Source organism: Bacteroidota bacterium (assembly GCA_039111535.1).
GTDB lineage: Bacteria > Bacteroidota > Rhodothermia > Rhodothermales > JAHQVL01 > JBCCIM01.
Genome location: JBCCIM010000182.1, coordinates 1 through 13,397, shown reverse-complemented (window position 1 = coordinate 13,397; position 13,397 = coordinate 1). Strand labels below are relative to the sequence as shown.

At 48.0% G+C, this 13,397-nt stretch carries 8 protein-coding genes; 4 read left to right on the top strand and 4 right to left on the bottom strand.

Features of this window, described 5'->3' with window-relative positions; genetic code table 11:
* Positions 1-2,193, bottom strand: a 2,193-nt coding sequence (locus AAF564_21415; GenBank protein ID MEM8488123.1) for a DUF4011 domain-containing protein, incomplete at its 3' end; no start/stop codon positions are given.
* Positions 2,194-2,486: 293 nt separating this feature from the next.
* On the bottom strand, positions 2,487-3,326 hold the full coding sequence (locus AAF564_21410) for a LamG-like jellyroll fold domain-containing protein (protein MEM8488122.1): 840 nt from the start codon (positions 3,324-3,326) through the stop codon (positions 2,487-2,489).
* Between the two features lie 119 nt (positions 3,327-3,445).
* Here AAF564_21410 and AAF564_21405 point away from each other — a divergent pair, with 119 nt between their 5' ends.
* From AAF564_21405 to AAF564_21390, 4 genes are all read left to right on the top strand, one after another.
* Positions 3,446-4,282 (top strand): hypothetical protein, encoded by an 837-nt coding sequence (locus tag AAF564_21405; GenBank protein MEM8488121.1) that lies wholly within the window; start codon positions 3,446-3,448, stop codon positions 4,280-4,282.
* Positions 4,283-4,381: 99 nt separating this feature from the next.
* On the top strand, positions 4,382-5,389 hold the full coding sequence (locus tag AAF564_21400; GenBank protein MEM8488120.1) for a DUF1080 domain-containing protein: 1,008 nt from the start codon (positions 4,382-4,384) through the stop codon (positions 5,387-5,389).
* Between the two features lie 61 nt (positions 5,390-5,450).
* A complete protein-coding gene (locus AAF564_21395; GenBank protein ID MEM8488119.1) occupies positions 5,451-6,239 on the top strand; it encodes an NIPSNAP family protein in 789 nt (262 codons plus the stop codon).
* A 512-nt stretch (positions 6,240-6,751) separates the two neighbouring features.
* Entirely contained in the window at positions 6,752-9,769 is a 3,018-nt protein-coding gene (locus AAF564_21390; protein MEM8488118.1) for an ATP-binding protein, read from the top strand.
* Positions 9,770-9,859: 90 nt separating this feature from the next.
* Here AAF564_21390 and AAF564_21385 read toward each other — a convergent pair whose 3' ends face one another.
* Both AAF564_21385 and AAF564_21380 read right to left on the bottom strand, forming a co-directional pair.
* Positions 9,860-10,699 (bottom strand): response regulator, encoded by an 840-nt coding sequence (locus AAF564_21385; GenBank protein ID MEM8488117.1) that lies wholly within the window; start codon positions 10,697-10,699, stop codon positions 9,860-9,862.
* 64 nt (positions 10,700-10,763) lie between these two features.
* The gene (locus tag AAF564_21380; GenBank protein ID MEM8488116.1) at positions 10,764-13,334 is read right to left on the bottom strand and encodes an ATP-binding protein; all 2,571 of its coding nucleotides are present in this window, start codon (positions 13,332-13,334) and stop codon (positions 10,764-10,766) included.
* Positions 13,335-13,397 lie beyond the last annotated feature (63 nt).

Below are 13,397 nucleotides of genomic sequence, written 5' to 3'. Positions count from 1 at the left end.
TATGAAGTTGTCTGTGAGAAAACATGGGTTTACAGGCATGAAAATATACGCATTGCATGAGGTCATAACGCACGCCGATCCGATTCGGCCTCTAAAGGGACTGATTTTATCCTGCACCATTTCCTGGTGCAAGGTATACATCCATGTAGATACTTTATCGAGGTGCTCCCAATCTGAAGCGATACCCAGCCATTGCCGGCCAAAGAGTGACTTGGCCAGTTCCTCGTGCTGCTCCATCTTAGTCATCAGGCGCTGAGACTCGAGGATGGCATTTACAATTTCCAGTTGCTCTTCATTCGACTTCGGCAAGCCATTGCGACAAAGACCAGCCAGGGTATCACGCCCTTTTCGGTAATCGCCAATCAGGCTACGCGTCTTTTTTGCACCGTGCGCAATAAGCGCCTGGCGAACAAATAGCACATCCTGCGTCCAGGCTTCAGGAATAAGCACGTTATCATACTCAGCCCGCAGTTTACTTAGCTTTGCGCCTGTTTCAAGCACAACTACGAGCTCTTCCATAGAAGCAGCCCATTTTTCCTCGTGGATATGTACCCCACTCAGGTTTGGCGCTTCAATAACTTTGCTTGCCGCACGTACGAGCCGGATAACATCCTGGCTGTTATTGGGTGCCCGCGTCCCCATCACATGGGCCAATTCGGTGGCAGACATGCGAAGCGTTGTGAGCGCCATGCCGGCCAGGCGACAGTGCTTACGAATTTCCGGTTTATCCGTTGATTTGTAGAACGTCTTGCGGCTTCCCCAGAACGGATGACGCTGCACAACACCAAGCCGTTTCAGATGCGTTTCCAGTTCGCGTGCGCGTTCAATTACAGCGTCAAACTGGGCAGCCGGCTGGGTGACAAAAATAGACCCGTCGAACTCGGGCAGCGCAATGCCATGCAATTGCTGGTCGAGTTCAGCCATCGCATTGTACGCTTCATAAGGTGTAATGCCACTATCTCGAATGGGGGTGTGTAAAGACTTGACATACACATTAAGCTGGTCGCGCGTACGAATCAACGATTCCAGCAAGGTCTGCTCGTCTTCCTGTAACTGATCGCGCGTCACGATGGCGTCTTGCAATTCGCGCATAAACCGCCGGCGCTCAACGTACTGGCCATACAAAGGCAGTACAATGTGGCGTAGTCCTACTGTGCCAAATCGCTCTGCTACCTGGCCAAGCGAAGAAACTTTATTGGAAACAAAAAGCACCCGTTTCTCTTCAGAAACTGCGGCGCCAATCAGGTTGGTGATGGTTTGGGTTTTCCCGGTCCCTGGTGGTCCATCTACAAGCAAGTTAATGCCTTTCAGCCCATCGTACACCGCTAACAATTGCTCATTGTCAGCATCGAGCACGTGGTTTATTTCACCAGGTGTTGTGAGGAAATCAATTGAAACGGTTTCACCAGACTGAATTTCTGCACTTTCAAATCCTTCTGAAAGGACCATGCGCAGCATCGGATTTTCATCAGGATCTGCAAATACGCCTGTTGTTGCTGAGAGGTCGTTGAATACATTGAAATCAGCAACATTAAAAAGGTCGATACGAGATCGATGCCGGCCTACGCGCCAGTCTTTGTATGCGTCCAGCAACGCGGTAAGCATATCCAGAAATCCGTTGACCCCATTGGGGTGGAACGGATCAAAAGCAGGCATATCCAGGCCAAAATCTTGCTTCAGCACGTGGATGAGCGCCGGATTCACTTGCGGATCTTCTCCGGTATAACAAACAGCAATAGGATCGTTTACATTTTTGCGATGTAGACGAACCGGAATCAGAATCAGAGGCGCGATGCTAGTGACACCCTCAGCATCTTTGGGGACCCAGTTTAAATTACCCAGGGTAAGGAAAAGCAGGGTTTTGCCGAGGTCACTAACCGAAGAAGCGCTATCAAAATAGGTTTGAGAAAGCCGTAACTGCAGTTGAGATGGTGCATACGGCGTTTGAAGACGCAACGCTGCGAGTCCAGCCGGCGGTGTTGCCCTGGGTACTTCAACGCCTGGCTCTGCCAGTGTATCGAACGTATACGCCTGCCCATCAAGTACGAGCTTGTCGTACAGGGCCTGTGCATCTACGTCGATCAGCTCTATACCTCTTCTCTGGTGCAGTACATAATTGAGGAGTGCACTGCGCGAGCTAAGGTCTAGCAGCGGGAGGCGTTTCTGCTCTAATATGGCTCGTACAGTATTCATAAAATCGAGCTATTATGAAATACAGAGAAGCGTTTTCTTATTTGCGTGCGTGATAATTGTGGTAAATGAGGAAGAGAAAGTGGGTATAGTGAAATCTTATTCCCTAAATCCTGCTTATTCTTTATCAGTTAAAGCGTAGCAAGGCTCGTTCCTGATTTTTAGGGATCTGCTACCTCTTTAGTGATGATCGTCACGTACGTTGTCGCACACAGAAGCAAAATTGATTAGAAAAGGCATTCTGAGACAAGCGGCAAGGCCCGATTACAATCAGAACAGGGAAGCCTCTTACGCTGCTACAGCAAGTCTAGCAGCGGTTTAGCAAACAGCGCTTCTACTTCCCTGGCAGTAAGCGCCCGGTTAAATACGGCAAGTTCATCCAAATCTCCCGTATAGTGCCGGCCAATCGACATCATTACCTTTTCGATCTCCCAGGAAAGGGTCCAATTCACCTGATCAAATACACCAACCTGCTGGCCGTTCAGGTAGCCGGTCATGCGTGCTGCTTCACCGTTCATACCTTCGAAAGAGAGCACAACATGCGTCCAGGAATCAGCCGAAAAAGGGTGATTTTCGAGATCCAGCATAGGGCGAGCAGCCGGCGGGACATCATCCCAGGCCAACAATTCGGGATTCCAGATGCCGTGGTCGGCGAATGCAGCAAACCGGAAATTGCGCGGCACGGTATCCGTAAAATCAACATACAGCGAGGCATTATCCCAGTTTTTGTCGGTTATGATAAACGGATCGCTGTACCCTGCTTCGAGGCCTTCATCGGGATCAATGCGCAACCAGAAAGAGAATGCGCCTGACCAATTTTCAGTCGTGTATGCAACGTTGTCTTTGCCGGCATAATACACAACCGGGTTCCAGTTGGTTGAAAAGCGTAGCGCTCCTCCTGCCCGGCCACCTGCCGGCAAGCGCGAAACAAGGGCATTGTCAGCAACGATCGGTGCTGCATCTACCGTCGGATCCCATGAAGGTGCGGTGTACAATGTTGGATCACCATCGGCAAAATCTGCCGCAAATCCCTCATCAAAGGAGGCATAAAAAGTCAGGGCCTCTTTCAGATTTACTTTTTCTACTGTTGTTGTAGCAGACTGGCAGCTGATTACAACCAGTAATATCAGCAACATACAGCGCGGGTCAAAGGCGAACAAGGGAGCAGCCATATAACAGTCAATCGTTTTGCTTGCAGATGAATTTGGGAAGCATGTATAATGTACAGAATCCTTCCACCAAAAATTGCCCGCCCATGCGTACCATTTTATGTACACTCTTATGGGGAATCGCAGGCGCTACCCTATGCGCAGCGCAGATTCCGCCGCCAGACATTCTTCATGTACCCTTCCTCGAAACCACACCCGCCATCGACGGTGACCTGGCAGACTGGAAAGATGACGCATTTACCGATGGCGTCTGGGACATATACAGAATCCGCCATGAAACGTGGTACGATGAAGGCCGGCGCAACCGACTGACGCTACAACGCGACGACGAACCGCGTCCGGAAGACGACCTGCGTGCACGGTACTACATTGCCTGGGACCAGCAATACCTGTACATGGGCGCTGAGGTCGTAGACAATTTTAACGACCGGGAAGACCCTGAGCATGCCCCACACCGCTGGATGTTCAAAGATTCGATATGCTGGTTTATTGAAGCGCCCGGAGACGATGCACCAGAAGCCTTTGCGCGTGGCGATAATGCGTTTTGTTTTGTCATCGATGACCGCCGGCCAGATTACAATGCCTGGTGGCGGCACGGCTCAGCTGATGCAACCTACCTCGAAGAGCCCATTCCTGCCGATGCGGTCTCTTATAGCCTGAAAATGAACCCATGGGGCACCGGGGCCGGCGACTTCATCCTTGAAGCCCGGGTTGACATGCACAAAACCCTCCCCCGCAGCGACCCCGACTGGCGACCACCAAAACCCGGAGACGAATACCGCATGGAAATTGTACACTGCGACCCGGATGGCGGCGCATATGGCGGGCATTTTATGATTTACGGCACAGGAGACAATGACCTGACCTGGGCAAGAATGATTCTTACTGGGCCGCAAAACCCTATAGAAAGACGTACACAATAGCGCAGATATTTGCGCCTCGAAAGCCGCATTGTTAGATTCAGCAAGCGGACTAAATTTGAGGCCGTACCCCACTTTATCTTTACCACGAAGAGGCAAGGCATGAAAAAGCAATCATGTACACGGATTTTGTTGTCCGTATTTTTATTATTCAGTATCACCATTATGCCAACGCAGGCGCAGGATGATGCATCGGACTACCTGGGCAAATGGGCCCTGTATCTGCCCGGAGGTGCCGGCTGGTTGAATGTGCATGAGCACGAAGGATTCCTTGACGCCGAACTCTTGTGGTACGGCGGCAGCGTACTGCCTGTAGCCGATGCATACATCGCAGACGGATCACTCGTTGTTACGCGCATACAGGAAGTAAAAGGGAAGATGGATCGCTCGCACCATGTGACCCATCGCCTCGTTCTGCACGCCGGCTTTGACGAACTGGTTGGCCACGCTTATATGCCAAACCGGAATGGTAGCGGCGAAAATGTAGTGCCCATCAAAGGCAAGCGCCTGCCGGCCCTGCCGGATGCGCCCAACGTATCCGCAGCGCGCTATGGTGATCCTGTTGACTTGATTGGCAGCAGTACAAGAGGCTGGTCACTTATTGAAGATGATTATAGAAACGGCTGGTCGGTCAAAGACGGTGTACTATCCAATAACCCGAAGCAGCCTGAAGGTGACAATTATCATTATCGCTATGGCAATCTGCGCACCGACGCCAAGTTTGAAGACTTCAATCTCAAGCTGGAAGTTAACATACCAGAAGGCAGCAACAGCGGTGTATACCTGCGCGGGATTTATGAAATCCAGGTAGCTGACACATACGGCGAAGACGCAAACTCGCATCACATGGGGGCGCTTTACAGCAGGATCACTCCGTCATCCACTGCTGAAAAACCAGCGGGCGAATGGCAGGAAATGGACATCACGCTCTACAATCATCATGTAACCGTTAAGCTCAACGGTACAACAATTATTGATAACGCACCCGTTGAAGGTGTAACCGGCGGTGCCATGACGGCCGATGAGTTCTCTGCCGGCCCCATTTTCTTGCAGGGTGACCATGGTGCAGTGCATTACCGTAATATGGTATTGACACCCATTATGAACTAATTCCGAGCTATTCACCTGTCCGGCGGGTACGCTTATCCGCCGGACTTTATGCTTCCCTCCCATGAATCGACGAAAATTTGTTGCAACAGCCGGTGCCACCTCCGTAGCTGCAGTGTTCCCACAAACCTCTGACGCTAACAAAGAAACGCAGTCAGCCAGTTTCTTTGAGCTGCGCAAATATATTAGTCGCGTAGGCTCGCATCGAGGACGTCTGGCGTCTTTTCTCAAAGATGTTGCAATCCCTGCCTGGAATCGCGCAGGCATAAGCAATGTTGGCGCCTTCAATGTAGTTCACGGCCCTACCGACCCAACTACGTACGTACTGCTCACACACGATTCATTGATGTCAATGAACAGCTTACGCGGTAAGCTTGTTGATGACGCAGCGTATCAGGCAGACGGTAAAGCCTTTCTGTCTGCCACGCTCGATGATCCCGGCTACACCCGCGTGGAAAGCTCGCTGTTCAAGGGATTTGATGCGATGCCGAATCTTGCTGTACCAGCCGGCGCTGCAGACAACGCGCAGCGTATTTTTGAACTCCGAATTTACGAGAGCCACAGTGAAGAAGCGGCCATCCGGAAAATCCACATGTTCAACAACGGCGAGATCCCAATTTTCCTTGACACCGGCCTGACCCCGGTATTCTTTGGGGAAGCCATGGTCGGAGAGCGTTTACCTAACCTGACTTATATGCTTACCTTTAAGGACCTCGCGGCGCGCAGTGAAGCCTGGGGCAAGTTTGTTGTGCATCCTGATTGGGAGAAAATGAAAGCAGATACTTACTACAAAGACACCGTGTCTAACATCACCAGTATCATTCTGCGGCCACTGCCCTTCTCTCAGGTCTAACATTTGCAGACGTGGCAACACGCAGACCCGGTTTCATAACTGGTTTGTGTAACAGTCAGCAGGTCTGGTTTCCAGCAGCACGTACCCGGCGGGGCGCGTGCTGCTTTATATTTGGGCCGTGTGACATATTGATGGGCTAGTCACAATTACAGCGGCCATCTTTATTATCTTGCACGACTTTCTGTAGTTTATTGTTATTTTAACGATATTATACAAAGGCCCTCCCGTTACAGCAGCATAGAAACTGGAAATGAAGTGTATTTGTGTAACCCAGCACAAAGCACTGGCTATTCTTTTAATTCCAGTCTACTTATTGCAAACGAAAGCCGATCAAAAACCTGCAAGCGCAGCATTCTGTTAGACCAAACCTTGTAAACGCCAAGACCCACACGGCAGCATAAGCATTTGGTTAAATACAGCCATTCATAGGGCGTAATGGATTAAGTAGGACCAATTACCGCCGAATCCTCCTCTAATAAGGTGTTCCGTACCCGTTAATGACCTGTATACGTTTGACAAGGCCGCTTTTCTTTGTGTTATGCGTGGCATCCCTTGCCATGGTATCGCCGGCGCTTGCCCAGGAAGCGCCAGAAGTGTTACATAAAGAGACCATTCGGAGCATCGACAAAATCCGCATTCTTTCGAATGATGAAGCAGCACAAGAGTACCCTGTTCGTTTAAGAGGGGTGATCACTTACTGCCATGACGGAGCAACCCGCTACTGTTTTCTACAGGATGATGCAGATGGTATTTTCCTGCTTGAACCCGTCACCATACCCGCCAAAGGAGCGTATGTGGAAGTTACAGGCTTCACCTCAGCTGGCGCATTTGCCCCCAATATTGCCCCAGGAGCCGAAGTTAAAGCGCTAGGGCGTACCTCGCATCCAGAACCATTAACAAGTCCACTCTATCTCCTCTCGGGCAAATATGATGCAAGGTGGGCCGCCGTAGAAGGGATTGTGCAAAGCATAGGCCCACGTGAAGACGACTCCTTTTTTCAGGGAACGTTCATGGAAGTTGCTGTTGGCGACGAAATCATCGAGATCAGGCTCAACTCTCCGGATTATGACCCTGCACTTGTGGGTTCGATCGTTAACATTGAGGGTGTTGCCGGCGGTCTGTTCAATCAGGAAAGGCAGTTAATTGGCATTACGTTCTATGTACCGGGCTGGGAGCATGTAGAAACCATTAAAGCCGGCCCGGCCAATCTGAAAGACCTGCCTCTATCTGCTATTAGAGACGTGGCAGCTTTCAGATTGGTTGAACATGAAGGCCATATCGTTCGGGTGCGTGGCCAGGTAACGCAAATACATCCTTCTGGCTACTTTGTAATACAAGATTCTACAGGCAGTACCCGGGCTTACACCGATAACCTCAGCCTGGTACAACTTTTTGACGAAATTGATGTCGTTGGCTTCCCCCAGTTGGGTGAGTATTCTCCAGAACTCAAGAATGTTGTAGTCAATAGCCAATACTCAGTCGAACACACGCCAGATACGATTCCTTATGAAGCGGTAATCCTAAATAACCTGGCGCTCGACAACAGGTTAATTGAGATTGCTGTTTTTACAGAAAAGATTAGTGAAAACCAGGACACCGTAGAATTCACCGTATCAGCAGACAGCATTCGGTTTCTTGCAACGCTACCCAGAGAAGCTTTTACCGAAAAAATCCGTGAAGGAAGCGAGCTTTTGCTCACAGGTGTTGCTGAAGCGCATTATGCCGGCTTTTATGCCACACAACCCCGTAACCGGCCTTTTACCCTCCACCTTCGTACAGCAGCCGACATTGAACTTATACACAACGGACCGTGGCTAACAAAAGCCAATACAAAATGGATTGTACTTGGCTCTTTGGGAATCGTATTGCTTCCGCTCGGATGGAGCCTCCTGCTCCGTGGGCAAATCCGCCGGCAAACCAATACCATCCAGGACCAATTAATTCACCTTGCCAACCTGAAAGATGAGGCAGAGCGCGCCAGCCTCGCCAAAAGCCAGTTCCTGTCCAATATGTCGCACGAATTGCGGACTCCGATGAACGGCACCATCGGCATGACGAGCCTGCTCCTGGAAACGAAGTTAAATGATGAGCAACTGGACTTTGTGCAGACCATTCGCTCTTGCGGCGAAACCCTGCTTTCCATCATCAACGACATCCTCGACTTCTCCAAAATTGAAGCGAACAAGCTTGAGTTGGAGGCCATCCAGTTTGATCTACGCCGTTCTATTGAAGACACGCTGGACCTGATGGCATTTTCTGCGTCGAAAAAAGGCCTTAATCTGGCCCTGTACATGGATGCAGATGTACCCCAGCTCATCATCCAGGATGCCGTACGTTTACGGCAGATCATTACAAATTTAGTTGGAAACGCCCTCAAGTTTACCACTGAAGGAGAGGTATCTGTTTCGGTGAGTTATTCGGCTTCAAACCCAACCTCGGGTTCTTTTACATTTGCTGTAAAGGATACGGGCATCGGGATTCCGAAGGACAAACAGAGCCGGCTCTTTAAGTCATTCAGCCAGGGCGACGCATCTACAACACGCGAATTTGGCGGCACAGGCCTTGGGCTCGCGATCAGCAAAAATTTAAGTACCCTGATGGGCGGCACCATGTGGCTCGAAAGCAGCCCCGGGGTTGGCTCTACGTTTTTCTTTACGATAAAGGCTGACATTGACACCAATGCCTATGCAAGTTTGGGCGCTGATGCTGCCCTGTTTGCAGGAAAGCAGATTACCGTAAGCAGCCCACACGCATCCAATCGCAAGGTTATCGAGCACCATGTTTCATCCTGGGGCGCTTCGGTGTTTTTACATAATGACCTGGCAAGCCTAACCGGCAATAGCACCCAGTCGGCTGCTGACTGTATTTTGATTGACTGGAGCCAAAACAGTTCAATGCAGGAGCTTACCACACTCGTTGCTTCACAATCCCATCCCCTGATCATTTTATTGAATCAGGGTTACGACATCGAAGATGTCTTTTATGGTCCGAATGTAATACGGATTTTCAAACCCGTAAAGCGCCGGCAGTTGCGTGAGGCCTTGTACGGTTACTTCAAGCAACAGGCGCAGCCTGCGTTGTCATTGCAAACACAAGATACCGGCCTCCCTGCAACAGCTCACGATAGCCTGCAAATTCTCCTCGCAGAGGATAACGTGATAAATCAGAAAGTTGCAACCAAATTCCTTGAGCGGTTTGGCTTCAAGACAGACATCGCAAACAACGGAATGGAAGCCATCGCCATGCTGGGCAGAAAGTCGTACGACCTGATTTTCATGGACATCAATATGCCTGAAATGGATGGTATTGAAACAACGACGCAAATCCGCAACATGAAGAGCATCGACCAACAACCCTTCATTGTGGCGATGACAGCCAATGTGATGCAGGGAGATGAAGAGCTTTACCTGAATTCCGGCATGGATGCGTATATCAGTAAGCCCATCAATGTGAGTGAGATGGAACGTGTGATAAAGATCGTGAAGCAAAGGCAGTCGTCCACGGTCAGAAATCCGTTTCCAGCGCAGTGAGCATGTAAACTTATACTTACAAATGGGGAAGCGCAAAAAAACGGAAAGCTTACACCCCGCATCTAGTTGGAAAACAGGTGATACTGGTAACTAATCTAACTTGGGATAACGATTTGACAAGACCTTTGGACCAGCAAACCTAGATACACGCTCTTCATTGATAGGGGCAAAGAAAAAATCAGTCCTCTGCTGTGTCTCGAAGACTGTTTTGATCAACTCTGTTTCGCTGGTTGCAAAACCAACTTTCTTACCTTTCAAAAAAGCTACATAGCCATTTCCATGCTGCTCCCAAAGCGACCCAATTGTTTTTTCGTAAACTAAGAAATTTACATGTGCAGTGAAATCGTTTACCTCTATTCCTCTATGTTCTCCTAAATAATTGAGTGTATTTGTTAGAAGAGCAGGGTCGTGCAAATCACCCTCCAATATAAAGCTGCGTAATGCCTCTAGGCCTTTGGATTGATCCGAAAGCCATGCATCATAGATAGAAATAACCCGGTTCACTTTCTCTTGCGAAGACATTGAAAGGGCTTGTATATGCTGAATTAACTGGTCATGAACATCATCCAGTATCGGCTTTTCTAACCAATCTTCGATTATTAACTTTTTTTGCCTAGCTTTTTTCAGGTACGCCTCATTCTGTGCATAAGCAGAGACAATAATTGCCGGAATCTCGCGACAAAGTCCATGTTGAATTTCGTTCGTTACGTCAAGTCCATCCCGGTCTTCGTCGTTCATTTTAACATCGATGACCATGGCCGAAAAATATCCAGTGCTTTCTGCTACCATTCGTACGGCTTCTTCTGTTGAAGATGCCGCAACCACTTTCACTCCATCATCTTCGAGCAAACTGGAGAGAGCACGTAATGCTGGAATTTCATCATCCAGCAACAAAACACTTGGCTCCTCTATGAAATGCTTCAAAGTCATGAATACGAAGTTGCTGATTCCCTATTGGACCTATCCATCGAAAATTCGATCAAGAGGTTCTAGGCTAACTGCTGACCGGCAACCGGACAGAAAACGAAGTTCTACCCGGCACACTTTTTACTTCAATAGTCCCTTGATGTTGGTCTTCAACAATGAGCTTACAAATATACAAACCTAACCCTACCCCTGTTTGTTTTTTCATAGTAAAAAAAGGACGAAATATATTCTTCATGTTGTTCAGATCAATACCATGCCCAGAGTCAATGACTTCAAACTGAACATATTCTTTATTCCTGATTGAGGTTATCGTGATCTTGCTTCGTTCTGAAGATGCATCTATCGCATTCATTAGAAGATTAATTAATACTAGTTCGATTAGACTATTATCTACAAAAATTGAATACCCAGCACCCTTAACAGGACGCGATAACTTTGGATCTAGGCGCACTTCGTATTTTAATCTTTTTCTCTCTAGTGCTGGTTCAACCAGCCTGATTGTATGATCCAACACTTCGTTTAAATACACATGGCTTTTATTGGCTACAAGCTGACCTTTAAATCGTTGCGATTCTTTAGCCAATTTGGCTGAACTTTTTACACCATCATGAATTGCCTGAATAAGCATCAGATATTCGTCCTTCTTCTTAATTCCGGCTTCTCTCTCGATTTTCCGTTTTAACTGGCGCGCATTTACGACAATAATATTCAGGGAGTTTTTAACCTCGTGGAGAAATGTTGACGCAATCTGGCCGGCCACAACAGATTTTGACATATCAAATAGTTCATCCTTTGTGGATTCCCAACTCTTTTGCTTGCTAATGAGCTGAGCACGCATCAGTGCCAATGCTCCTTGCGCTGCAAACACCCGCAACATGTCATCTTCTTCATTAAAAAAACGTGGCACATCTTTCTCGAGGTATAGCACTCCAAGACACTCTTTCTCACCCATGAAGGGTATTAGCACACCAGACTTACTTGCTTCAGAAAAGGGAATAAAGCTGTCATCCTCAGGAGGAAAATCAGAAACTACATGAGGTTTACCGTCGACTGCCTTCCGAGTAACAACTGAATGATCCAGGCGAAACGATTTTTGATCCCTAAATACGTGACCACAGTTGCTTTCTTCAGCAACAACAAACTTGCCTTCTTCCTTGATTAACAAACAACCAATATCGGATGCATTGAATATTTCAATCCCAGCCAATAGAATCAAATTCACAACTTCATGCATCCGTTCGTATTGGGCCATCTGACGCGTGAGTTCTAATACTTTCCCTGTGCGTCCACCGATACCGACTACGCGCTGATCCTCCACAATCCCAATCCCAAATACCTCTTCCGGATCGTTTGGCATATCCAATAGAGCAGCAGTTAGTAGCGTTGGAATTCGATGCCCGTCACGTGTAATTGCTGATGCATCCTCTTGATCTAGCCGGCCTTTGACAACCAAGTTTCGGAAAAACTGCCGCGATTGCCTTTTTCCACCTCCATATAACTCATCGACGTGTTTACCGATCAACTCGGCCTTAGTATAACCGAGCATTCGCTGCAACTTTTCATTAGAAAAAATAACCTTTCCTTGTCTATTTACGGCGAGCACACCGCCCGGCGAGTTATGCAACAGCATCTCATACTTTTGCGTTTCCATCTGTTTGCCCTGGTAAAGTTGGGCATTCCTAATGGCAATAGCAGCTTGATCAGCGAACAGCTTTATGTCTTCTTGTTCCGTTTCAGTGAAGCGATGATCTTGCCTGTAACTGACAAACAGCACGCCGACGCGTTCTTCTCCAACTCCCAGCGCTAATGCCGCTGTGGACTTAATGTCTTCGCGTTCAGGAAACGAGCCCTTAAGAAAATTGATATTTGCCCCACCATTTGTAGTAAGCATATCTGCTTGCGTTAGTACATAGTGTAAAATGGCAGACTCTGCATTATGCTTACCGGAGCTTCTTTTTTTCGGTGGGATTGGATGCTCATTGCCTGCATAGTAGAATGGCGTTTTGAATTGTTTCTCTTCCAAAGCATATTCATGAAGCACCACTAGATCACATTGCAGCGTATCCTTGATTCCCGAAGCGATTGAATTGAGTGTCCCAGCCAGGTCTTTTTTAATTCCAAGATTTTTGTACGCAAATGTACGTGCAGTTTTTCTAATGGTATCTAATTTCCTATACACTTGGGCACTTCTGATTGTATTTGCAGCCAGACTTGCAAACAAACGAATATCCTCTTGCTCCTGCTCATCGATTTCTCTTTTCTCCTTTCGGTAGTTGAAAAACATCACACCAACCATACGTCTTTTGCCCCGCTCACTTGCTTCTAGTCTTATTCCAATAGCGCTTTTAATCCCTTCTCTCTTAACAAATTCACCAGTCAGCAATTCGTCATTGACAACATCATGCGCAATGTGCATATCATGCTCATACTCCAAGATTCTATCATATGCTGATACCCTTCCTTCTTCAACCTTAAAAAACACCTTATCCCGATACAATACACCATCAAAGACGGGAAATTCAAACTCAGCTCTTTCTTCATTATACGGAATAACAACGGCTGCATCACATTGCAACGCATACATTGCCCCCTTCACCAGCGACTCAAGCGTAGTATTCCAATTTTCAACAAGCGCCAAATTACCAACTGTACTCGCGACATTTCTCGTACGCACTATGCGCTGTAGTAGAGCATGCTTCTT

What these genes read in the sequence shown, in the direction of transcription:
- AAF564_21410 (MEM8488122.1), bottom strand. Translation starts at nt 3,326, where the DNA reads ATGTTGCTGATATTACTGGTTGTAATCAGCTGCCAGTCTGCTACAACA.
- AAF564_21405 (MEM8488121.1), top strand. Translation starts at nt 3,446, where the DNA reads ATGCGTACCATTTTATGTACACTCTTATGGGGAATCGCAGGCGCTACC.
- AAF564_21400 (MEM8488120.1), top strand. Translation starts at nt 4,382, where the DNA reads ATGAAAAAGCAATCATGTACACGGATTTTGTTGTCCGTATTTTTATTA.
- AAF564_21395 (MEM8488119.1), top strand. Translation starts at nt 5,451, where the DNA reads ATGAATCGACGAAAATTTGTTGCAACAGCCGGTGCCACCTCCGTAGCT.
- AAF564_21385 (MEM8488117.1), bottom strand. Translation starts at nt 10,699, where the DNA reads ATGACTTTGAAGCATTTCATAGAGGAGCCAAGTGTTTTGTTGCTGGAT.